Origin of the sequence: Haloglomus salinum, from assembly GCF_024298825.1 — an archaeon.
Classification (GTDB): domain Archaea; phylum Halobacteriota; class Halobacteria; order Halobacteriales; family Haloarculaceae; genus Haloglomus; species Haloglomus salinum.
In genome coordinates this window covers 620,330-641,425 of the sequence record NZ_CP101153.1, presented here as the reverse complement: position 1 = coordinate 641,425, position 21,096 = coordinate 620,330, and the positions used below count along the sequence as shown (strand labels likewise).

The following is a 21,096-nucleotide window of genomic DNA, read 5'->3' as shown; positions in this document are numbered from 1 at the left end:
GCGCGGTTTTGCCGGTTTCGGAGGGGGCGTTGGGCATAAACCGTCTGCGACGATACGGAATCCGGGCGCGAGGGCCAGTCGTCGCGCCGCTCCGCGCACGATGTCTGACGGGCGCGCACCCGACTACCCCGGACCGACGAGTCAGACCGGGAATCGCAGTTCCTCCTCGGAACGGACCGCCTCGGGGTCGATGGTCCGACCGCTCACTTCCACTGGCTCGCCGGCCGAGAGCTTCCCGAACGCCGGACCTTCGGGGACGCCGAGCGTCCGGGCCTTCTCCGGGTCGAACGCGGTGCGGCGCGCCACGACCGCGTCGGCGTGGACGCTCACGCCGTCGTAGCGCTCCCGGAGGACGGCAGCCAGTCCGTCGACCAGCTCGGCCCGGGTGTCCGCGGCAGCCGCCTGGTCGTCGGTCGGTACGACCCCACGGTCGTCGACGCGAGTCCCGTTCTCGGTGGTCGTCACGGCGACGGTTCGGCTGTCGACGGCCGCGCGTGTCCGCTCGGAGTCGATGCCCTCGCACTCGGTGACCAGCCCGGCAGGAAGGTCGACCGCGGTCAGGGGGCCGTCGTACCCAATCGCGCGGTCACCGAAGCGCAGTCCCTCCTCGACCCGGCAGAGTTCGGTTTCGGCCCGCTCGACCGTTCCCTGCGGCACGCCGGTCGTCTCCCGGAGATACGTCTCGCCGACCGCACGGTAGCCGAGGTCCTCGATGACGGCTACGAGGTCCGGATGGTTCCCCTCGACGAGCGCGTGGGTCGCGCCGCTCTCTCTGAAGGCTGCGTCGAGTGTCTCGCGGGCCGCCGGCGAATCCGGGTCACCGAGGTCGTCCAGGCACCAGTCGGCGGCGATGTGGCCGACGGCCCAGTCCGTCTCGTGGACGACGCGCTCGGGCCGGGCGGCGTAGTGGCCGCCGCCGAAGCAGACGACTGCACGGTCCGTGGCAGGGGGCACGTCGCGGAGGTCCAGAATCGCCGCCGCCACGGCGCCGGCAGCCGCCGGGTCCTCCCACTGTGGTTCCGAACTCCCGACCTCGACGAACAGCGACGGGCAGCCCACGTCGGTCGGGCCATGGTGGGTACACTCCAGTCCCGTCTCGTAGGCGTCGGGTGCGTGGTCGGTCAGGGCGGTGAGGACGGTCGCAGTGGCGTTCGGTGCGGCGGCCGCCAGCTCGCCGTCTGCGCCGCCGTGGTCCGCGGGACCGAAGTTGCCCGTATGGTGGGCGGTCAGGAGCTGGCCGGTCTCGCCGGCGTGTCGCGAGGCGAACGCCAGCAGGGCGGGCTCGTGCTCGGGGCCGCCGTCGACGGTGCCGAACGCCGACGCGACGCCGTCGAGGTGGAGGTGCAGGTCGTCGAAGGCCCTGAGCTCCGCGCCATCCGTCCTGTAGACGGTGTCGCCGCCGTTCGCATCCGAACGCGTGCCGTCGGTGTGCTCGGTCCACGACGCGCGGTCCAGGAGTTGCTCGGCGATGTGGACGGATGCGCTGTCGGCACGGCTGACGACGATGGCTAGCACGGGCGTCGCTCGGCTCCGAGTGGTCGAAAACGCGTCGGTCTCGGTCGGGCCGCGGCGACAGGGTCACTCGCGCCGCGACTCGATGGCTGTGAGGGTATCTCGGAGTGCCTGGCGGGCGAACTGCTCTTTGACCGCCAGACGGTCGCCATCGAAAACGTAGCGCTCGACCGTAGTCATCGACTGGCCCGAGCCCCACGCGCCCGCGTGCGCGACACCGATGTAGACGGTCCCGACTGGGTCCTCGTCGTCGCCGCCGGACGGACCGGCGATGCCGGTGGTGGCGACGCCCCAGGTGGTGTCGGCGGTGTCGCGGACCCCCCGGGCCATCGCTCGCGCGACCGGTTCGCTGACGGCTCCTTCCTCGTCCAGGTACTCGCGTGGGACCGCGAGAACGTCGCGCTTGGCGTCGTAGGAGTAGGTGACAACCGAACGGTCGAAGTAGTCGCTGGAGCCCGAGACGTCGGTCAACAGCGAGCCGATGAGCCCGCCGGTCGCGGACTCGGCAGCGGCGATGGTCGCGTCGGTCGCCCGGAGGGCGTCGCCGATGCGCTCCTCGACCGGTGGGTCGGCGGCGAACTCGCGCATGGCCGGGCTTCGGCGCTCCAGACCATGAAACCGGCTGCTCTTGCGGGTCGGGGATGCCGGCACATGGCTGATTCTGTATCGCGCTCTCGGGTTTACGAGTCGGCCAGGATGCGCCGGATTCGACCGTTGTACGACAACACTTTTTCGCATTCCCCCGCCAGTTCCCGGATAGGCCTCTTGAGACGTCCATGGCGCTCGACTTGCCCCTCGCGCAGCAGCTCGAACAGATCATCAGCTTCGGCATCTTCGTACTGGGGGCGGTTCTCGCCAGCCTGAGTCTGCTGGCGTGGCGACGCGAGCGGGACCGTCGGATGGCCGTCGTCACGGTCGCCTACGCGATGTTCGCAGTCTACGGACTGGTCGTCTTTCTCGAGTACTTCCTCCTACCGCACCTCTCGTACCAGGTCGTCGAACTCCTCGAGCACGGGGCGGCCGGGCTCATCCTGCTCGGGCTGCTCGCATTCTTCCTCGCCCTCTCGCGGGAGTGACGATGAGCGAGGGCGAACTGGAACTGGAGTCGCGGCGGGCCATCTACCAGCACGTCGTCGCGAACCCGGGCATCCACTTCCGCGGGCTGCTCGACGCGCTCGACTACGCGCAGGGGACCGTCCAGTACCACCTTCGCTGGCTCGAGGACCACGACCTCGTCCGGGAGTCGGAGGACGGGAAGTTCACGCGCTACTACTCGACCGAGTCGTTCGACGAGGCCGACGAGGCCATCATGAACGCACTCCGGCGGGAGTACGCACGGCGCATCGTCGCCCACCTCGCGATGGACGGGCCGCTCTCGACCGCCGAGTTGAGCGAGCGGCTCGGGAAGTCGCCGTCGACCGTCTCGTGGCACCTCTCGAAGCTCGCCGACGCGGACCTGGTCACGAAGGAGCGACAGGGGCGCCGCGTGGCGTACGAACTGACCGACCCGGACCGCGTCAGGTACCTCTACACGGTCCACCGGAGGTCGTTCACCGACCGGGTCGTCGACCGGCTGTTCGACCTCTGGGACAGCTACTGACCGTCGGCCGTTCCGCCAGGGAGCAGGTCGTGGTCCTCCAGCAGCCGAAGGAGCAGGACGTACACGAGAAACCCCGTCGTCGCGGCGAGCACGGGACGGGCGAGTCCGCCCACGTCGGTGCCGACTGCGACGGCGTGTATCGTCCCGAACGCGAAGCCGCCGTAGGCGAACGTGTGGACGACGCGGGGGCTCCAGGGGTGTTCGAACCGTCTGGCATCGACGAAACCGAGCACGGCGACGACGAGCAGCAGGAGGGCACCAGTCCCGACTGCGACCCCCGCGAGCAGGTATCCGGTCGAGTACGCGGGCTGGGGGACCTGTCCGGTGACGACCAGCCACGTGTCCAGAACGCCAAGTCCGGCGTGGAGCAACGTCACGAGCATGGCGAACACCGACACCTCGATGTGGACGCGACGGGCCGCCTCGTGGAATCGCCCGAATGCCGGCGTATTGTAGAGGATGCCGGTCACGACGGCCATGTACAGGGCCGGGTAGGACAGGAGTCCGGCGGCCCGGTCGAGGTACCAGATGGCCTCCATCAGGATGCCCCCGTCGTCACGACGACGTCCGGACAGCCGTCGTCGTCCTGGAAGCCGTTCGCCGTCTCCCGTCGCGTCGGGCACCGGTCGCGCCCATCGTCGATGCCGTCACCGTCGTAGTCGGTCGGTGCCTGCCGGGTGGCGACCTGCTCCTGAACGAGGTCCGACCGCCGCTGTTCGGCCGCCTGGGCGGCCCGGACGTCGGCAATCTGCCAGGCGAGCGGGAGCGTCGCGACGAGCATCACGACCGCGGCGACGGTCATGGCGGTTCTAGTCGTGGACATGGGCTTCGAATCCTGTCGAGGTATGGAAGACCCCATCGTGGACGACGAGCGCCTCGGCCCCGGGCCAGTCATCGATGCGGTCGAGAACCTCCGCAAGGGGAAGCGCAGCGAGCGTCGTGGCGAGTGCGTCGGCCTCCAGACAGTCCCGCTCGGCGACGACCGTCACTGATTCGTGGTGTGCGCCCAGCCGCTCCGTGTGCGGATTGTAGACGTGGTCGGTCCCGTCGCGCGTCCGGCGATAGCCGCCGGAGGTCGCGACGTTCCAGTCCGTGTCGAGGACCTTCAGTCGACGGTCGTCGTCGTACGGACTCTCGATAGCGACCGGACCCGGTGGTGGCGACATATCGCCGCCGCCGCTCACGAACCCTGCTCGACCGAACCCAGCCAGTTCGGTGGCGACGCGGTCGACGATGTAGCCCTTGGCAAGGCCGTTGAGGTCGACCGGACTGTCGGCCGCTACCGTCGCGCCGTCGACGGATACCTTGCCTGCGTCGAACGTCTCCGGAAGCGACTCGCTTTCGCCGCGGAGATAGGACTTCAGCCGCTGCTCGACGCTGCCCTGCCGGATGTCGAACGCGCCGTCGGTCCGCTCGTGGTACGCCAGTCCGCGTCGGACGAGCCGTGCGACGTGCTCGTTCTCGACGGTCCCCTCGCGATTGAGTCGCGCGACGGCGCTCTCCGCGTCGAACGCGTTCAGTTGCGACGCGAGCGAGCGAGTCCTCCGCCGGGCACGGTCCGCGGCGGCGTCGGCTCCTCGACCGGCCGCATGGACGTAGAACTCGGTGTCACAGCAGCGGAAGGTCCGCCTTGCCGTACCGAGACGTTCGTACGTCGCCGTGATGGCGTCGGTGATATCCATCTACTCGTACTCCTCTTCCTCCGCTTCGTGTTCGTCCTCGTCCTCGTCTTCGTGCTCCTCTTCCTCATACGAACTCGGCTGCGAGACGGCGGGAGTGAAGTTCTGGTTGGGGGTCGGGGCGTCGGGTGCGACGGTGTTCGTCCCCGAATCGCCTACCGATGGGCTATCGGGATCATCGGTCAGTCCGAGTGCGGGGAACGCCAGTCCGACGGCGACGACGGCGGTCAGGACGGCACCCGCCAGGGTGAACGCTACCAGCCTGTTCCGCGGGATGGGAACTCTCATGCGACGGCTGACCGTAGCCGGGTTCCCGAAATACCGTTTCGCGTCCGACCGTCGAATCCTCGTCCGACCGTCGAATCGTCCCCGTCCCTCTCGCGAGCAGAAAGAGACAGGTGGGACGCCCCGTGAGCAGGGATATGGACTACGAGCGGCCACTGTTCTTCCGGGTGATGCAGTACGCGGAGGCCGCCGACCGGGACGTCGTCGACATGGTGAGCGGCAATCCGGACTGGGCACCGCCAGAGGCACTCCACGATGGGTTCCGGGAGTTCGCGGACCTGCCGGTCGAGCACTACCAGTACCCGCCGAGCGAGGGGCTGGACGAACTCCGTGCTGCCATCGCAGCCCACCACGGCGTGCCGACCGAGAGCGTGTTCGTCACGAACGGGACCGGCGAGGCCAACCATCTCGGAACGGCCATCGGCCTCGACGAGTACCCCGGGAACGAGGTGGTGCTGACCGACCCCGTTTACCCGTACTACGCCGGGAGGGCGGAGCTACTGGGTGCCGATGCGACCTACGTGCCGGCCGACGAACAGGGACGCCTCGACCCCGACGATGTCCATCGGGCGGCGAGTGACGAGACGGCCGTCATCGTCGTCAACTCGCCGAACAACCCGACGGGCGCGGTGTACGGGCGCGAGACGAAGCGGTCGCTCGTGGAGGCCGCAGAGGCACACGACGCGCTGCTCGTCAGCGACGAGGTGTACGAGCGGTTCGACCACTCCGGGCGGTTCTGCTCGGCGCTCGAGTTCGACTCCGAGCACCGGTTCGTGACGAACGCGTTCTCGAAGTCGATGGCCATCACGGGCCTGCGAGTCGGCTACTGCATCGCTCCGGAGCACCTGCGGCCGGCGGTCCGCACCCGGCACATGCTGACGAACGTGACCTGCTCGCGCCCGGCGCAGTACGCGGTGCTGCGGGCGCTCCGGGAGACGCCCGAGTCGTACTACGAGCGCAACCGGGAACTCGTGACCGACCGCATCGAGACGTTCACGGCCGCGCTGGACGCAGCTGGGGCTGACTACGTTACGCCCGAGGGCGCCTTCTACGTTCTCGCGAGATTCGAGGACTACCCCGGCACGCTGGCGAACGTCGAGCGGCTCATCGACGAGGCCGGCGTCGCGGGGATGCCGGGGGACGCGTTCGGCGAATCACGTGCCGACTGGCTCCGCTTCGCGCTGGTGACGCCACGGGTCGAGGAAGCGGCCGAGCGGCTCCGCGAGTTCTTCGCCTGACTGGAGCAGGGCGTGGCCGTGGCTCCTCGTACTCGCGACCGCCCGCGTGCGGCCTATCCGGACTCCCGGTCGGCGTCGGAACCGGGCCGCCCCGCGCTGGCGGCGCGTCCGCGTTCGGTGGTGCGGCATCCGGTTTGAACCTTCGGCGGCGTCGGCACGGACGCGATACCGACGGGTACTCCCGTCCGCGTGGAGTACCGCGGCATATGAGCAGTATCGACGTGGAGGCCGTGGAGTCGGTCGAGGACTCTCTCGCCGTCGACGCACCGGAGTACGTCCTCTACGGCGGGAAGGGCGGTGTCGGCAAGACGACGATGGCGGCCGCCACCGCGCTCGCGTCGGCTCGCGACGGCGTCTCGACGCTCGCCGTCTCGACGGACCCGGCGCACTCCCTGTCGGACTCGCTGGAGACGGAGATCCCGGCGGAGCCGACCCGGGTCCGCGAGGACGTGCCCCTCTACGCCGCCGAGATCGACCCGGACGCGATGACCAGCGGGCCGTTCGCCGAGGGTGGCGAGGGTGGCGGGATGCTCGGCGGCCTGGATGCGCTGATGCAGGACGAGGGACTGAACCCGTTCGCTGCGGGGACGATGCCCGGCGCGGACGAGGCCGCTGCGATGCAGTTGCTCCTGCAGTACATGGACGACGAGCGGTTCGACCGCGTCGTCGTGGATACGGCCCCGACGGGCCACACCCTGCGACTGCTGGAGCTGCCGGAGCTGATGGAGTCGCTGACCGGCCGTCTCCTCGCCTTCCGTGAGCGGCTGTCGGGGATGATGGGCAGCGTCAAGGGCCTGTTCGGTGCCGGCGCGGACGAGGAGTCGCTCGAACAGGGGATGGACGACCTGCGGGTGCTGGCCGACCGCGTCGAGCGGCTCCGCGAGCGCCTGCGCGACCCCGCACGCACCGATTTCCGGGTGGTGATGGTGCCCGAGGAGATGAGCGTCGTCGAGTCCGAACACCTGCTGGAGCGCCTGCGCGCCTTCGAGATTCCTGTCGGCACCGTGGTCGTCAACCGCGTGATGCAGGACCTGGCCGACGTGACCGACATGGAGGCCGACTGGTTCGTCGCGCCCGACCTGGAGAACTGCGAGTTCTGCCAGCGGCGCTGGGAGGTCCAGCGCGAGGCACTCTCGCGGGCCCAGGACGTGTTCCGCGGGCACGACGTGAAGCGCGTCCCGCTGTTCGCCGAGGAGGTCCGGGGCGAGCGGATGCTGCGCGTGGTCGCGGCCTGTCTCTCCTGACGGCGTTTCCGACCCGGCCGCGACTACAGCCGCCGGCCGACGATGCGCGCCACGACCAGCCCCAGGCCCGTGAACATGAGCGCGAGCACGCTCTGGAGCACGGCGCCGGTCGGCTCGCCCTGCTGGATGAAGCCGATGGCGCCCGCGACGAACAGCGACGCGACGAGACAGTGGAGGCCGAAGACGGCCCACTATAACCGGTCGAACGTCAGCGGCGAGGGGAAGAACTCCAGCACGGGTGTCTCTACGCCCGGCTCCAGCAAAAACTCGTCCCCCACACGCTCACGTCTGCCGACCGACCACGAACACCCGGAGGTCGTTCACGTTGGTCCCCGTCGCCCCTGTCCGGACCAGTGCCCCGCGTTCCGCGAGGTAGCCATGGGAGTCGCTCCGTGCGAGCGCGTCCCGGGCGACCCCCCGGCCGTCGATGGTTCCGGGGTCGACCAGCGCGCCGGCGGCGTCGGCGCTCCCGTCCCGCCCGTCCGTGTCCACGCACGCGAGCGCGACCGGCGCGTCGGTGTCAGCCAGTTCCAGGGCCGCGCGGAGCGCGTACTCGCCGTTCGGTCCGCCCGTGCCGCTGCCCTGTACCGTCACCGTCGTCTCGCCACCTGAGAGCACGACCGTGGGCGGGGCCACGGGGTCGCCGGTCGCCAGTGCTTCCTCCGCGACGGCGACGCCCGTGAGCGCGGCCTCGCGTGCCTCCCCGCGCACACGCGAGGAGAGTACGAGCGGCTCGTATCCGGCCGCTGCCGCGTGGTCACGGGCAGCGTCGATGGCCGTTCGTGCCCCGGCGAGGACGTGGTTCGTCACGCGCTCGAACGCCGCGTCCCCGGCGTCGGGGGTCTCGGGATGGTCGCCGCGTGCGCCGGCCTCCAGGTGCGTCCGGACAGCCGGCGCGTCGATGGCGTACCGGTCCAGCACGTCGAGTGCGTCCGCGTGGGTCGTCGGGTCGGGCGCGGTCGGGCCGCTGGCGACGACCGCTGGGTCGTCCCCCACCACGTCACTCACGAGGAGCCCCACGACCGTGGCGGGCGCAGCGGCGCGGGCGAGGCGGCCGCCCTTCAGCGCCGAGACGTGCTTGCGGACCGCGTTCGTCTCGCCGATGTCGGCGCCGGCGGCCAGGAGTGCGTCGGTCACGTCGCGGAGGACCGCGAGCGAAAGGTCGCCGGCGGGCGCCGCGAGGCACGCGGAGCCGCCACCCGTGACGACCGCGAGGACGAGCGTTCGTTCGTCGGCCTCGTTCGCGGCGGTGAGGACGCGCTCGCCCGCCTCGACGCTCCCCTCGGTCGGGGTGGGGTGACCTGCCGTGACGGGTTCGATGTGGTCGAGGCCGGCCGTGTCCCCGTCGGCTGGGACACCGACGACGCCACCGGAGAGCCGGTTACCCAGGGTCGTCTCGAGGGCGCGGGCGACCCCGGCCGCGGCCTTCCCGCCGCCGAGGACGAGGACGCGGTCGTAGGCCGAGAGGTCGTACGGCTCGTCGCCGACGCGGAGACGGCCATCCGACAGCCGGATGCGCTCGCTGGTGGCGTGAGAGGGATCGGCTGCCCGGATGCCCGCCGCGATGCAGTCCAGCGCGAGTTCGGCGAGTTCGGGGTCCTGCGCGCTCTCGAGCAGGGCCTCACGGTTGCGAATCACGGCTGATGACTCGTCGTGGGGGCTCATAACGGTGTCTCGGACGGTTGCTGTGTTGCGGACGTGTTCCGGAGATATATGAGATAAACCGCTCAGCGCGATATCGAATCACCCAGCAGAATAGTTGAGACTGACCGTCTCAATGCACATGGCTGTGGCGGCTATTTCATGAGTGCATTCAATTCCTCTCTCCGAGCCTCTAGATTCCGCACTTCCAATCCGCCGCAGCCGAGTGTCGCTTGTGCGAATACCTTTCCCGGAAGTGAAAACTTACAATCTATCTGTGACGTGTTGCAGACCGAGACGAGCCTGGAGGTGTGCTAGCCCGCGTTTCGGGAGGTCGCGGGCAGTACGCAGGTGGCTCGGGGAATCACTTCCTTCGAGATCTATCTCCCAACCAACGAGTTTCCCCCACGTACCTGCCGGTACGTATCTCTTGGTGGACCCGAGTGGCGTCATCGAACGCAAAGGCGCCGGCGACGATAGGGGTTAAATGGACGGCTCCGACCGAGCGGTATCTCGTAGCCGCTTCTCCACAGATTGGATGATCTTTGCCTCTCCTCTTTGAAGATGGATCGTCACAGTGTTCGGCGCACATCCCATCTCAGCAGCGATTTCGGCGTGTGTCGCCTCCCGTGGTTGTTTGTAGTATCCCAGCTGTAGCGCCGTTTTGATTGTCTCCTGCTGTCGGTCGCTCAACCCCATCCATGGGTTCTCCGCTCTTGACGGATACTGGCCGATCTGCTGGATTTCGACCTTGATACCCGTGGGGGTGTCGTCGATCGCTTCTTGTAGCGGCGCAGGTTCACCGACTACGCGAGCGTAGGATCGCTTGTCTCGGTACACGAGGGGTTTTCGTACAACCAACCCCGCACGCGCAATCACTGCGATAAACGTACTGAGAAACGGCATTGCGGCAGGCCGAGCGCTGACGAGTGCGTACGAAATCGTTTCATCTGTGCACGCAAAACTACAATTGTCGATACCCTCGGTTTTGCTGGCACCTTCATCGAAGACGACACTATCCCCATCGATAGCGTAAAGCAATGTCCCTCTGTCATCGGCTGCCAAATTCCAGTCGATGACGCGGAGCTCTCTAATTTCGGATGATTCGGTAGCAGCCGAGTATAGTTCCGGGAGAAACGTAGAGTCGATTCGAGTTTCGAGTTGAATGTGTTTCATCGTCACTCGCTCCCTGTCGCCAAACTCTTTCACCGCCGACTTAAATCAATAGACCATCCTCGACAAAAGCGTCTCAGTTCTTCCCCCTGTTGTATGAAATATGCCGGCGACCTATCCCGACTTGGTCATTCACGATGCACTCGTGATGACTGTCAACGACGACCAGGACCTCTACGAGCACGGGACCGTCCTCGTCAACGACGGGGAAATCATTGACGTGCGTCCGTCGAAGCCTGAAGACGGGAAGTTGGATGCTGAGGTCGTCATCGATGGAACGGGGAAACTGGTCATGCCAGGCCTCGTCAATACCCACACCCATGTCGAACTGTCCCCGACGATGGCGGGTCACAGCGACCTTGGCGACTTCGAACTCTGGGGATATAATGCGCCACTCCTCACGGGCATGGGCAAGGAAGAACTCGATTATCTCGCCGAGGCTGGAGCCGAGCTCGCCGCACTGAATTTTCTCAAAAGTGGAATCACGACAGTCAATACGATGGACACTCGGCCCAGTATTTGTGCCGAGAGCTTCGGTGAAGCCGGTCTTCGCGGCTTCTTCGGGAACTGGATAAGCGATCTCTTCTGGGACACTCCCGTCGACGAACAGTTCGAGCGCACACGCGAGTTCATCGAAAACTACCACGAGTCCTACGATGGGCGGATTCAGGCGACGATCTGCCCCCATTGCGACTGGGCGTGCACACGCGAATTGTGGGAGCAAGCCTCGGAGTTCGCCGACGAATACCCAGATATCAACGTCCACACGCACCTGCTCGAACTCGATCTGAGTAACACGATCGCCCGGTCGAACGGAGCCGACGACTCGCTGGACCTGCTGGAGGAGACGGATATACTGGACGAGAGACTGATTGCGGCCCACTTCCGGAACGCGGACGAAGCAGATATCCAACGGACGGCAGAAGCAGGTGCCTCGGTCGCACACTGCCCATCTATCTTCAGTTACTGGAACGCCGATCCAGACATGCAGTGGACGCCAGTCCCCGATATCCGGGACGCCGGCATCGACGTGGGACTGGGCATCGACGACCACTACTGGCACGACTCCTACGACCTGTTGGGGGAAGCCAGGCAGGCTCGACTCCGGGCGAGAACTGAATGGGGTGGTGGCCAGTTTACCTCCGAAGAGCTGGTCCGGATGCTCACCCGTGAGGGGGCCCAGGCACTCAACGTCGGTGACGAGATCGGCAGTATCGAGGCAGGGAAACGAGCAGATATGATCGTCCTCAACTTCGCTTCCCCGAAGTTCGCCCCGGGTAACAACGTCTTCGCCCACGTGGCTAACCAAGCGACCCGGGCCGACGTGGAGACAGTAATCGTCGATGGGAACGTCCTCATGCGTGACGGTGTGGTGAAGACGATGGATCCGGACGCTGTCATTAACCGTGTCGAAGCGGCGATGGAGCAGCTCGAGTCCGAGACCGAGTGGTCTTTCGAGATGGATGGAACTGAGACCCCCAGCACGGTCTCGACGTTCCGGGACGCACCAAAGCGCGGGCCCACCCGCTTGTTTGCGAAAGCCGTCCTTCAGTCAGCCAAGGATAAATTGTGAATTGATTCCAACCGAGTGATATGACCGGATTCGATACGGAGAACGAACACGGAAGTCGAACAGACAGTACATCCGTTCGGTGGTTGGAGCGGAGTTTGCCGTGGTTCAGAATCGTCTTCGGCAGTATCGGATTGCTGAAACCCCGGCTCCTCGGGAAGTGGTACGGTATCTACTCACCCGAGGGAGATGGTCCAAACGAGGTTGCGATCCGGTACTTCAGTATCCGAGCAATCGCATTGGGTATCGGTCGAGTGATTGCCCCACCCGCACAGCGAACCCGGTGGGAACGGATATCGCTCATCGTAGATTCGACTGACACGGTCATGGTAGCTCACGCAGGTCTGACGGGGAAAATTCCACGGAAGCGTGCCGTAGGGATGCTGTGTGGAACCGTATTCGCAACAGCGGTCGGGATGCTCAGAGAACGGACCCGACAGTAATACATTTCGTAACAGATGCACGACACGGTCATCCACGGGACGACGATCGTGCCCGTCGACGGCCGGAACCGGATTATTGAGAACGGGACTATCGTCATTGAGGACGGCGAACTGGTCGCCGTGCGGCCGGCCGAAGACGATGACCACGAGCTGCCGGCCGAGACAGTCATCGATGGCACCCGCACCGTGGCGATACCTGGACTTGTCGATGCCCACCGACACACGGATTTTTGTCTCGTCGGCGGGCTGTTCGCAGACTTGGATCCGTTCGACGCACTCGCCGAAGCCATCGCGCTCTACCACACCGACGCTGAGTCGCTCGGTCGGTCGTTCTTTGAGGCGAGTTGGCGGCTGGCCTGTCTCCGGCATCTTACTCACGGCGTGACGACGGTCAACGCGATGGACGGCTACCCCGCCATCGGCGCTCGGGCCGTCGGTGAGAGCGGCCTCCGGGCCATCATCGGGCTCGATTTCAGCGACCTCGTGATGCCGGCGTCGGTCTCCGACCAAGTCGCCGAAATACGGGCCTTCATCGATGAGTATCACGGGAGCTACGACGGGCGGGTTCAGGCGAGTCTCGCCCCTGACGGGACCGGGGCCTGTTCGCGGGAAGCCTGGGAAGCGACGGCCGTCCTCCGTGAGGAGTATCCCGAGTTGCTGCTGCATACTCACGCGTTCAACGTGCCCTACGGTGCTGTCGTCGCTCGCGGCACCCACGGTAATGATCGGCTGGGTACGCTGGACGACCTCGGGCTCCTCGACGACCGGACCGTCATCGCACACTGCACCCACGCCGACACCGACGACGTGCGCCGCATCGCTGATACCGGTGCGAGCGTAGTCCACTGTGCGAGTATCTTTAGTTACTACCGGGCCGAACAACGCGATTGGTACCCCGTTGAATCGTTGCGAGACGCCGGCGTGCCAATTGGACTGGGACTGGACGACCCGGGATGGTTCGGGTCGTGGGATCTATTCCGAGAAGCGAGCCGCGCCCGCCTCCTCGCAAACTACGAATACGGCGCCCACCAGTACCACTCGCGTGATCTCCTCCGCATGCTCACAATCGACGGAGCGCGGACGCTCGGACTTGACGACCGAGTCGGCAGTCTCGAAGTCGGCAAACGAGCAGACGTACTCCTCTTGGACGTGGATTCACCGACCCACCAGCCACTCTACAACCTCCCTGCGGCGATCGTCAACACAGTCACTGCCGGCGACGTCGAAACCGTCGTTGTCGACGGTGAGATACTTATTCATGACGGGGAGGTTCGGTCGATGGATGTGTCAAGCGTATTAACAACTGCTCGCCAGGAGTTCGATCGCTTTCTCCAAGCGACAGGATGGGATGCGACTCTTGGCTCGTCTCGGCCACCGGAATCGAGTCTCTGGCGGCGAGTATCACCAGCCGTCATTGCACGCTACGCACGGCAGGCGCTCCGTGGGGTCGGTCCGACTCTGCGCGCGAAACTGTGATCGGGTTGCGGTTATCTCGTTCACGTCGGCTGGCAGGTACTGTTTGCTCCGTTCTACTGTTCGAAGGGTAGCCTGTGATTGAGGATAGTTGAGATGGGTGTCTCACTACAGATGTGGTCACAGGGCCGGACATTTTCCAAGGGAGATACGCCTGTCCTTACGGCAGGTGTTCGGACAGAAATCCCTGCCCGTACTGTTTGAGCACGCGCAGGGTCGGCCGAGCGGCAATCCGGCGAGCGATCGATGTCTCAGGCGAAGAACTGCCAGCGAGCGAGGTGGCCCACCCGGTCGTGTCTTGCAGTCGATCACGGGCGTCTTCGGCAGCCGTGATGACTGACTCCGGATCCATCGATTCGACCGTCCCCTCGTGCATCAATATCTCGCCGTCGACGACCACTGTCGTAACGTCTCCGCCGGTCAGCGTGTTCATCACCACGGATGGGACGTTGCTGAACGGCAGATGTCGTGCCGGCTTCGGATCCAGAACGACGATGTCAGCGCGCTTGCCGACTTCGAGGCTTCCGACCTCATCGGCTAGGCCGAGCGCGCGTGCCCCGTTGATCGTCACTGTCTTGAGCAGCTCGTACGAGGTCCACTGCTGGGCACCGTACTCGTAGTTCGCCAGCAACCGGGCGTGTTTGGCCTCTTGGAGGAGATCCCAAGAGTCGAACCAGAACGGGTCGTCAAGCCCAATGGCGACGTTGACGCCGTCCTCCTGTAACGCGGGGAGCGGGAACCACGCCTGTTCGCCGGCTCGGAAATAGCTATAGATCGTTGGACAGTGGAGGACGTGTGCGCCCGATTCAGCGATCCGCCGAGCCTCCTCACGTCCTGCGTGCAGCACGTGTGTAAGCAGCGTCCGGTCGTCCAACAGGTCATGGGCCTCCAGAAGCGCGAGTGGGTCGTCCGCGCCGCTTCCGGCCGCCATCGTGTCGGCCTCCGGTGAATCGTATATGTGCGTATGGAGCCGAAGGTCCGGATACTCCGTCCGCAGGTCAGCGATGCCCTCCCAGAGTTCTCCGGAACAGCCAGCCTCACCGCCGGGGGCGATACTCGCCGCAATCCGTCCTTCGTAGGCCCCGTGGTACTCCTCGATGAATTCCCGTGCCTCCGCAAGCTGTGTCTCTGGACCGGCTGGTTTGATGAGGTCGGCCAACTCGGGGCCAACGACGCCCCGGAGGCCCGCCTCGCCCAGCGTCTCGGCCCCCAGTTCGGGAGTGAAGTCCATCGCGTTGACCGTGGTCACGCCGTGGGAGAGTTGCCGGAGCGACGCGAGTCGCCAGGCGGCCTCGAAAAATGTCTCGTCGAGGTCGGCCTCTGCACGATGATACAGGGCGATTGCCTCTCTCAGGAGCTCACCCCCCTGCAGTTCGCTAAACAGCCCCTGAACGAGGGTAAAATCAGTATGGCGATGGGCATCGATCAAGCCCGGGATCACGACCTTACCGTCGACATCGATCACCTGATCTGCGTCTGCCGGTGTTGTGTCTGCGGACGACGGTTCGACAGCGGTAATCCGACCGTCGCTGCCGACTCGAACGGTCCCATTTTTGATGATACGGTTGTCTTCATCGACGGTAACGATTGTTCCGTTGTGAAGCACGAGGGAATCCATGGGTAGCTCGATCCTGTAATCTACTGAGTGGCGGAACCCCAACTAATCATACGGTCAGCGGTATCATTATTCGATGGTCACGGGGTTACGACGAGTTTTCCCACGTACCCGCCGGCACGTATCTCTTGGTGGGCCCGAGCGGTGTCGTCGAATGCGTACGTGTCGGCGACGATGGGCGTCAAGACGTCCTGTTTCATCAAGCGGGCGAGTCGTTCCAGCACCGGCCGTCGAGTCGGATGGTTATCCATCTTGAGCGGCTGGATGGTCACTTCTTTGTTGTAGAGTGGCCGACCGTTCGTCTCGGGGATGTGGCCCATCGTGCTGATGATCGTCCCGCCCTCGATGACAACCGACAGATCGAGGTCGAGATACTCCTCAAGCCGATGGTCGAGGACCGTGTCGACACCGGCACCGTCGGTCGCAGCGAGGATATCTTCAGCGAGCGAGTCACTCTCGTAGTCCAACGCGACAGACGCTCCGAGATCAGTGAGCTGGGCCCGAGCCTCCTCCGACCCGGCCGTCGTGATGACCTCCGCCCCGCTGTGTGCGGCAATCTGGACTGCGGCGTGGCCGACACCGCCGGAGCCGCCGTGGATGAGGACGCGGTCACCGGCCTGGATGCCGGCGAGTTCCTCCAGTGCCGTCCAGGCAGTGGCACCGACGTTGCCGATGGCACCCCCGGCGGTCCAGGACACATCCTCTGGCAGATGGGCCAGTTTCTCCGCCGGGATTGTGGCGTACTCGGTGAAGGTGCCGCCCTCGGCACGATCCATGCCTGATGCGAAGACTCGGTCACCGGGTTCGAACGCCTCGACGGCCTCGCCGACCGCCGCAACGACCCCGGCACCGTCACCGCCGGGGATCGACGGCAGCGGAAGCTCGCCGTACTGACCGGAACGGAACATCACGTCCACGCGATTGACACTGGCCGCCCGCATTTCGACCAAGACTTCGTCGCGATCGGGCGTCGGCCGGTCGACCTCATCGACTTGGAGCACGTCTGGACTGCCGTAGTCGTGGTAGCGAACGGCTCTCATGCATCAGTCACCTCGGACTGGTGGGTTGCCGGGATGGTACTCGCCGGAGCGGTGCGCCATCGCATGTCGTTTGTGGTTGGGTTCGTCGCCATCACATCTAACGCATGGGAGGCATCTCCAGTAGCGGTTCTGTGGATGATACTCCAGGGGTTTATGAGAGACGGACAGCAGCAGATAGCTCTAGGCGGTGAACAGGGGAGTCATATCTACAGAACCGTCCAGTAGAGGGGGTGAATTTTAGCCGTAGCGAAGTGTCATACAGACCATCGCCAACAGCTATGAAGCACATCCGGATCACGGTCCGCCCAGATATCGACCGCGCCCCCCCGTTCCTTCGGTACTTGCTGGAGGCAGAGGCTCACGACGAAGCACGGGCTATCGACTGGAACCGCGGCGATTCGGAGCTGTCGACCCACATCTACGGAATCGCCGGCGATGGCGGCCGGTTCGCTGAATTAGCCCAGGAGACGGCGGGGGTCGAATCGGTCGAACTCTCGGCTGCCGACGCTCGGGTATCGTACGCACTCATCGAACTCCGTGACGCGGAGCTCCCGATATTCGGAGGATCCGCAACCGCGATCGACCGGACTGGACTGGTGGTTCGGCGCCCACTCGTCTACAGAGATGGGCGTATTCACGGCCACATCGTCGGGGACCCCGCGACGCTGCAAGCGACGCTTGATGACCTCCCAGAGAGCGTTTCCGTCCAGATTGACGCGATTCAACAGTTTCCGAGTGCCGACGTGAATCCGGCGACAACGCTGAGCGACCGACAACAGGAGGCACTCGAAGTTGCCGTCGAACTGGGATACTACGATACGCCGCGTGAGGCGACACATACCGATATCGCGGCGGAGTTAGACTGTGCGCCGAACACGGCAAGTGACCATCTCCAGAAAGGCGAGGCAAAACTCGTCAGGGCCGGACTCACGGCATTTACGTCGTCGCTGTGACGAACTGACCGGTGCTTGAATAGCATTCGCTGTAGAGCCGATAAATATAGCGAGGAGGGGATAGATGGAGCCAACAGGATGATCCTCGCTGATTAGATTCTAAAAAGCACAGCCCTCCTGAGTGGACGCTTGTAGAACGCCAAGGGGCTCTTACGGTGAACTCCCTGCGAGGTGACGGATTAGCTCTTCAGTCACTTCCTCACGCTCGAGATGCACCCAGTGGGACGCGTTGGAGAACATCCGAATCTCACCGTTGGCACACCTTTCAACACTCTTTTCAGCCATCGAAGGAACGAGTCCGACGTCGTCTTCGCCCCAACAAATCAGCGTCGGCTGCGAAACGGTCTCCTGCGATGGACGTCCCGATCGCCGAAAGCCGCGATACCAGTTTATCCGCGGTCGAATCCCGGTGTGTTGCCAGGCCGCCTTGTAGCGCTCAATCGTTTCCTCGTCAAAGGTGCCCGGCTTTGAGCTAATCTCAAGCGTGTCGACCATGTTGTCCATGTCGTTGCGCTCGAGGAGCCACTCAGGCAACCGTGGGACCTGATAGAACCAAACGTACCAGCTCCGGGCAATCTGCCGAAGACTTGATGTCACTGTCTCCCAGTACACTGTCGGGTGAGGAACGTTGAAGATCCCGAGGCGGTCGACGAGGGAGGGATAGCGAAGTGCGACGTTCCAGGCCACGAACGCCCCGAAGTCATGTCCGACGACGTGAGCCGAGTTCCGACCCTCGCTGTGAATGAGTTCACGAACGTCGGCTGCTAGCTCGTTTATCCGATACGGGTCAGTTCCGTCCGGTGCCTCGCTCAAGTTAGCACCCCGCTGATCCGGAATAACCACGCGGAAACCGGCATCAGCGAGCGCTCGGATTTGGTCACGCCACCCGTACCAGAAATCTGGATGCCCATGCAGTAAGACGACCAGAGGCCTATCGGGGTCGCCCGCGGTCACGACATGCAACTGAACTCCATTGGCGTCTCGGTAGGTCGATTCGACACCGAGCTCACCGAGCAGTGACGCATCAGTCGTCTGGGAAGTGTTTGGAACCGCCATAGTGTTGTTTGTGACTACGAACAGATTGGGCAGTTGGGCCACATTTTTGAGGATTTAAGACGAGGGTGCAAGCAACGCGTATGAAATTCGCCCGTGTTCGAGTCAGTCTCGAAGAAAGTCAGGACACACCCATCCACTCTGCACTGGCCGACACCACTGCTTCTGACACGGTTCGCGTTCGATACGGGGGCTTTAGTGAAGACGGTCCACGAACCTACGTCTGTTCAGTGACGGGTGATGTCTCCGCGCTCGATTCACGACTCGCAGTGACTGAGGGGATACTTAGCCACGAATTCCTGCGTCGCCAAGCCGACTATGCAGTAATACACTTGGTTAGTGAGCTGAATGAGTATGAGATCTGGCTACAGAGAGTTTTCACGGAACAGTCACTCACAATGATTCCGCCAGTCGATGTCGAAGAGGGTTACAGTTTCGTCTTCCGTCTTCTCGGTCAACCCGAAGATCTACAGCAAGCCATCGGAGATGCGAGCGAGCAACTCCCGTTGGATGTCGAACGCGTCGGCAACTACCACCAGCCCGACGAACGCATCACAGCATCGCTGACAGACCGCCAGATAGAAGCCGTCGAGAAGGCACTTGCTGTCGGGTACTACGACATCCCGCGCGAAGGGACGGCTGAGGAGGTCGCAGCAGCACTCGACTGTGCACCAAGCACTGCTTCTCAACACCTTCGGAAGGCCGAATCTGCCCTCGTTCAAGCAGTTTTCGAGGGAGACATGTTCAACTAGTCTGAGACAGGTAGGGTCAGGGCTGTTCAACTATTTTTGAGCGCGTGATGTCAATAAGAGGATTTCAGGGTATGTCCTGAACACATCCGAGTTAGCTCCTCTTCCCGAGGGGTTGAGATAAGAGACTGAACTGAATCCGCAACGAATGCTGTATAACTCGAAGAAACGGAGCACCAGGCCGAGTGCCGGACTTCCGCCCCGGCTCTGCGGTGACGAGAGACTTTCTTTTTGCTCCGGAACCGGCGGCGATGTCACAGAACCCCGCTACAGGATGAGGCTGGCTGCAATCAACACGACTGCGAAACAGACCATCAGGCCAGCGAATACGAATAGTCCGGTGCCAGTTGCCCGGTTACGGAACTCCTGCTCGGATACATATAACCAGTTGTCCGCAGTCCCGTCGTTCCGTAGTGCGAATGCTTGTCCCGCAGTGGTACCGTGCTGCGGTTCGACGTGTCCGATGAGACTGACTTCATCACCGACCTGTAGCGTTTGCCCACGGTACGCGCGTTTGCTATCCTCGACAATGGACTCTCCAATGTCAGTCACCATCGGGTCGCTGGACAAACCACCAGTCCGCCTGATGAAGTCTGCGATGCGGGCCGGTGGGGAATCGTCGTAGCCGGTTTCGACCTGGGTGTCGAATGTTTCAAATTCGCAGTGGACACCGTCGCACGCGACGCCGTTCACCGCATGCAGGGCTTCTGGGGAGACGAACTCACTATCGCTCGATCCGTATTCCCCCATAACGACATCATCGATATCAACGAGGAGTTGTCCTGTCCCGTCCGTGACGTAGAACGGGACGGCAGTGACACCCCACGCCGCTTTCTCAGTCCGTTCGCGCTTTGGTGTATCGTACGTTTCTTTGATTTCCCAGGCTTCGAGGACGGTGTCGTCATCGCCGGTGACCGGTGCGGTGAATAGGTCGCGCGGTGCCTGCGTCGTGATCTCACCGCGAACACGCACGCGGCCTGGGTCCGTAATGTCACCAATGTCACTGAGCGGCGTGTCCAGAGCAATCCGGTACAACTTCCGTTGCTGCCAGCCTTGATACGTGGCTATCGCACCTACGATAAGGAGTACCACGCCTCCCCAGAACCCGAATTCCCGAGCAGCCAGCGCGATCCACTCTGTGAGTGTTTCAATACCGGCCATCGTGTAGTTTACATCGTAACACGCATACCGAATTATTATACCCTCCCGCTATTGTTAGCCTGTTAAACAATTGAAACAGATGAGTGGCAAACCATGCCACGATACGAGACAAAAACTCTACAGACTGCTGAGGCAATAACGAAGCCCATGGCTGACGTGCCCTCCACTCACTCTCGGCGCGCGAGTGGACCGTAGTCTTTCGATTTAAGCGGCCAAGCAATACGGAACTTACCTGGACGCTGGTGAGTTTTCCGTTAGGGGTGGCCACGTTTCTCGGAGCTAGTGTGGTAGCAGGTGCCCTCGGCTTCGAGATTGGGGGATATGAATACACCCTCGGGGATCCAGTTACCGTGGGGGCGGTAGTATTCGGAGCCGTGTTGGTTGCCCCCTTTGCTGAGGAAGTCCTGTTTCGTGGGTTCGTTCTGGGAAGTTTGCTCGGTCGGGGCTGGTCGCCGGTTGTGGCTGGTAGCGCCGCGATCCTTGCGTTTGGGTTGCTTCACGTTGCCCTGCTTGGAATCGCAGGCGTGATCGCGATGGCCGCGTGGTCGGTGTTCCCGACGATTCTGCGCCTCCGGTTCAACAATCTCACGGGCGCATGGTTGTTACATTTCATCAACAATATCTGGGCGTATCTTGGTGTGGTCGCGCCCGGGATCGCATAGCTGAT

Annotated in this window: 21 protein-coding genes; 9 read left to right on the top strand and 12 right to left on the bottom strand. The window is 63.8% G+C overall.

Translation table 11 applies throughout. The annotated features are described in order from the left end of the window. Nucleotides 1-141 precede the first annotated feature (141 nt). Both NL115_RS03110 and NL115_RS03105 read right to left on the bottom strand, forming a co-directional pair. Nucleotides 142-1,515: a D-aminoacyl-tRNA deacylase gene (locus tag NL115_RS03110; protein ID WP_254831759.1), complete on the bottom strand. Its 1,374-nt coding sequence runs from the start codon at nucleotides 1,513-1,515 to the stop codon at nucleotides 142-144. Nucleotides 1,516-1,578: 63 nt separating this feature from the next. After that, nucleotides 1,579-2,100, bottom strand: coding sequence for a CinA family protein (locus tag NL115_RS03105; protein WP_254831758.1), 522 nt, complete (start codon nucleotides 2,098-2,100; stop codon nucleotides 1,579-1,581). Between the two features lie 188 nt (nucleotides 2,101-2,288). Between NL115_RS03105 and NL115_RS03100 the strand changes: the two genes are divergently transcribed. Both NL115_RS03100 and NL115_RS03095 read left to right on the top strand, forming a co-directional pair. Next, nucleotides 2,289-2,588, top strand: a complete 300-nt coding sequence (locus NL115_RS03100) for a hypothetical protein (protein ID WP_254831757.1) — start codon at nucleotides 2,289-2,291, stop codon at nucleotides 2,586-2,588. A 2-nt stretch (nucleotides 2,589-2,590) separates the two neighbouring features. After that, a complete protein-coding gene (locus tag NL115_RS03095) occupies nucleotides 2,591-3,112 on the top strand; it encodes a winged helix-turn-helix transcriptional regulator (protein ID WP_254831756.1) in 522 nt (173 codons plus the stop codon). Here the strand turns inward: NL115_RS03095 and NL115_RS03090 are convergent. Genes NL115_RS03090 through NL115_RS03075 form a run of 4 tightly spaced genes read right to left on the bottom strand, consistent with a single transcriptional unit; the run spans nucleotide 3,106 to nucleotide 5,079 of the window. After that, nucleotides 3,106-3,651 carry a DUF8596 domain-containing protein gene (locus tag NL115_RS03090; RefSeq protein ID WP_254831755.1) on the bottom strand — a complete coding sequence of 182 codons (546 nt, stop codon included), beginning with the start codon at nucleotides 3,649-3,651 and terminating at the stop codon, nucleotides 3,106-3,108. The genes NL115_RS03095 and NL115_RS03090 overlap by 7 nt on opposite strands. Beyond that, nucleotides 3,651-3,935: a hypothetical protein gene (locus NL115_RS03085; protein WP_254831754.1), complete on the bottom strand. Its 285-nt coding sequence runs from the start codon at nucleotides 3,933-3,935 to the stop codon at nucleotides 3,651-3,653. The genes NL115_RS03090 and NL115_RS03085 overlap by 1 nt, the downstream gene beginning before the upstream one ends. Next, complete coding sequence (locus NL115_RS03080; protein ID WP_254831753.1) at nucleotides 3,922-4,794, bottom strand: FAD:protein FMN transferase; 873 nt, start codon at nucleotides 4,792-4,794, stop codon at nucleotides 3,922-3,924. The genes NL115_RS03085 and NL115_RS03080 overlap by 14 nt, the downstream gene beginning before the upstream one ends. Continuing rightward, nucleotides 4,795-5,079: a hypothetical protein gene (locus tag NL115_RS03075; RefSeq protein ID WP_254831752.1), complete on the bottom strand. Its 285-nt coding sequence runs from the start codon at nucleotides 5,077-5,079 to the stop codon at nucleotides 4,795-4,797. A gap of 134 nt (nucleotides 5,080-5,213) precedes the next feature. Between NL115_RS03075 and NL115_RS03070 the strand changes: the two genes are divergently transcribed. Both NL115_RS03070 and NL115_RS03065 read left to right on the top strand, forming a co-directional pair. After that, nucleotides 5,214-6,314 carry a pyridoxal phosphate-dependent aminotransferase gene (locus NL115_RS03070; protein WP_254831751.1) on the top strand — a complete coding sequence of 367 codons (1,101 nt, stop codon included), beginning with the start codon at nucleotides 5,214-5,216 and terminating at the stop codon, nucleotides 6,312-6,314. Nucleotides 6,315-6,520: 206 nt separating this feature from the next. After that, entirely contained in the window at nucleotides 6,521-7,558 is a 1,038-nt protein-coding gene (locus tag NL115_RS03065) for an ArsA family ATPase (RefSeq protein ID WP_254831750.1), read from the top strand. Nucleotides 7,559-7,840: 282 nt separating this feature from the next. Here NL115_RS03065 and NL115_RS03060 read toward each other — a convergent pair whose 3' ends face one another. Further along, nucleotides 7,841-9,196: a glycerate kinase type-2 family protein gene (locus NL115_RS03060; protein ID WP_254831749.1), complete on the bottom strand. Its 1,356-nt coding sequence runs from the start codon at nucleotides 9,194-9,196 to the stop codon at nucleotides 7,841-7,843. Nucleotides 9,197-9,682: 486 nt separating this feature from the next. Next, on the bottom strand, nucleotides 9,683-10,408 hold the full coding sequence (locus NL115_RS03055; protein ID WP_254831748.1) for a helix-turn-helix domain-containing protein: 726 nt from the start codon (nucleotides 10,406-10,408) through the stop codon (nucleotides 9,683-9,685). Between the two features lie 112 nt (nucleotides 10,409-10,520). Here NL115_RS03055 and NL115_RS03050 point away from each other — a divergent pair, with 112 nt between their 5' ends. Beyond that, nucleotides 10,521-11,945: an amidohydrolase family protein gene (locus tag NL115_RS03050; protein WP_254831747.1), complete on the top strand. Its 1,425-nt coding sequence runs from the start codon at nucleotides 10,521-10,523 to the stop codon at nucleotides 11,943-11,945. A 455-nt stretch (nucleotides 11,946-12,400) separates the two neighbouring features. Then, the gene (locus NL115_RS03045; RefSeq protein ID WP_254831746.1) at nucleotides 12,401-13,861 is read left to right on the top strand and encodes an amidohydrolase family protein; all 1,461 of its coding nucleotides are present in this window, start codon (nucleotides 12,401-12,403) and stop codon (nucleotides 13,859-13,861) included. A gap of 157 nt (nucleotides 13,862-14,018) precedes the next feature. On the opposite strand, the gene NL115_RS03040 is transcribed toward NL115_RS03045, so the two are convergent. Continuing rightward, nucleotides 14,019-15,476, bottom strand: a complete 1,458-nt coding sequence (locus tag NL115_RS03040) for an amidohydrolase family protein (RefSeq protein WP_254831745.1) — start codon at nucleotides 15,474-15,476, stop codon at nucleotides 14,019-14,021. Nucleotides 15,477-15,553: 77 nt separating this feature from the next. Further along, on the bottom strand, nucleotides 15,554-16,513 hold the full coding sequence (locus tag NL115_RS03035; protein ID WP_254831744.1) for a quinone oxidoreductase family protein: 960 nt from the start codon (nucleotides 16,511-16,513) through the stop codon (nucleotides 15,554-15,556). 278 nt (nucleotides 16,514-16,791) lie between these two features. Here NL115_RS03035 and NL115_RS03030 point away from each other — a divergent pair, with 278 nt between their 5' ends. Then, nucleotides 16,792-17,466 carry a helix-turn-helix domain-containing protein gene (locus NL115_RS03030; protein ID WP_254831743.1) on the top strand — a complete coding sequence of 225 codons (675 nt, stop codon included), beginning with the start codon at nucleotides 16,792-16,794 and terminating at the stop codon, nucleotides 17,464-17,466. Nucleotides 17,467-17,616: 150 nt separating this feature from the next. On the opposite strand, the gene NL115_RS03025 is transcribed toward NL115_RS03030, so the two are convergent. Further along, complete coding sequence (locus tag NL115_RS03025; protein WP_350355279.1) at nucleotides 17,617-18,522, bottom strand: alpha/beta fold hydrolase; 906 nt, start codon at nucleotides 18,520-18,522, stop codon at nucleotides 17,617-17,619. A gap of 80 nt (nucleotides 18,523-18,602) precedes the next feature. On the opposite strand from NL115_RS03025, the gene NL115_RS03020 reads away from it, so the two are divergent. Next, nucleotides 18,603-19,271: a helix-turn-helix domain-containing protein gene (locus tag NL115_RS03020; protein ID WP_254831741.1), complete on the top strand. Its 669-nt coding sequence runs from the start codon at nucleotides 18,603-18,605 to the stop codon at nucleotides 19,269-19,271. A gap of 264 nt (nucleotides 19,272-19,535) precedes the next feature. Here NL115_RS03020 and NL115_RS03015 read toward each other — a convergent pair whose 3' ends face one another. Further along, on the bottom strand, nucleotides 19,536-20,429 hold the full coding sequence (locus NL115_RS03015) for a hypothetical protein (RefSeq protein WP_254831740.1): 894 nt from the start codon (nucleotides 20,427-20,429) through the stop codon (nucleotides 19,536-19,538). A gap of 284 nt (nucleotides 20,430-20,713) precedes the next feature. Here NL115_RS03015 and NL115_RS03010 point away from each other — a divergent pair, with 284 nt between their 5' ends. Beyond that, complete coding sequence (locus NL115_RS03010) at nucleotides 20,714-21,091, top strand: CPBP family intramembrane glutamic endopeptidase (RefSeq protein ID WP_254831739.1); 378 nt, start codon at nucleotides 20,714-20,716, stop codon at nucleotides 21,089-21,091. The last annotated feature ends 5 nt before the right edge of the window (nucleotides 21,092-21,096 follow it).

Coding starts and splice junctions, on each gene's coding strand:
- NL115_RS03105 (WP_254831758.1), bottom strand. CDS start 2,100: ATGCGCGAGTTCGCCGCCGACCCACCGGTCGAGGAGCGCATCGGCGAC.
- NL115_RS03100 (WP_254831757.1), top strand. CDS start 2,289: ATGGCGCTCGACTTGCCCCTCGCGCAGCAGCTCGAACAGATCATCAGC.
- NL115_RS03095 (WP_254831756.1), top strand. CDS start 2,591: ATGAGCGAGGGCGAACTGGAACTGGAGTCGCGGCGGGCCATCTACCAG.
- NL115_RS03090 (WP_254831755.1), bottom strand. CDS start 3,651: ATGGAGGCCATCTGGTACCTCGACCGGGCCGCCGGACTCCTGTCCTAC.
- NL115_RS03085 (WP_254831754.1), bottom strand. CDS start 3,935: ATGTCCACGACTAGAACCGCCATGACCGTCGCCGCGGTCGTGATGCTC.
- NL115_RS03080 (WP_254831753.1), bottom strand. CDS start 4,794: ATGGATATCACCGACGCCATCACGGCGACGTACGAACGTCTCGGTACG.
- NL115_RS03075 (WP_254831752.1), bottom strand. CDS start 5,079: ATGAGAGTTCCCATCCCGCGGAACAGGCTGGTAGCGTTCACCCTGGCG.
- NL115_RS03070 (WP_254831751.1), top strand. CDS start 5,214: ATGGACTACGAGCGGCCACTGTTCTTCCGGGTGATGCAGTACGCGGAG.
- NL115_RS03065 (WP_254831750.1), top strand. CDS start 6,521: ATGAGCAGTATCGACGTGGAGGCCGTGGAGTCGGTCGAGGACTCTCTC.
- NL115_RS03050 (WP_254831747.1), top strand. CDS start 10,521: ATGACTGTCAACGACGACCAGGACCTCTACGAGCACGGGACCGTCCTC.
- NL115_RS03045 (WP_254831746.1), top strand. CDS start 12,401: ATGCACGACACGGTCATCCACGGGACGACGATCGTGCCCGTCGACGGC.
- NL115_RS03040 (WP_254831745.1), bottom strand. CDS start 15,476: ATGGATTCCCTCGTGCTTCACAACGGAACAATCGTTACCGTCGATGAA.
- NL115_RS03035 (WP_254831744.1), bottom strand. CDS start 16,513: ATGAGAGCCGTTCGCTACCACGACTACGGCAGTCCAGACGTGCTCCAA.
- NL115_RS03030 (WP_254831743.1), top strand. CDS start 16,792: ATGAAGCACATCCGGATCACGGTCCGCCCAGATATCGACCGCGCCCCC.
- NL115_RS03025 (WP_350355279.1), bottom strand. CDS start 18,522: ATGGCGGTTCCAAACACTTCCCAGACGACTGATGCGTCACTGCTCGGT.
- NL115_RS03020 (WP_254831741.1), top strand. CDS start 18,603: ATGAAATTCGCCCGTGTTCGAGTCAGTCTCGAAGAAAGTCAGGACACA.
- NL115_RS03015 (WP_254831740.1), bottom strand. CDS start 20,429: ATGGCCGGTATTGAAACACTCACAGAGTGGATCGCGCTGGCTGCTCGG.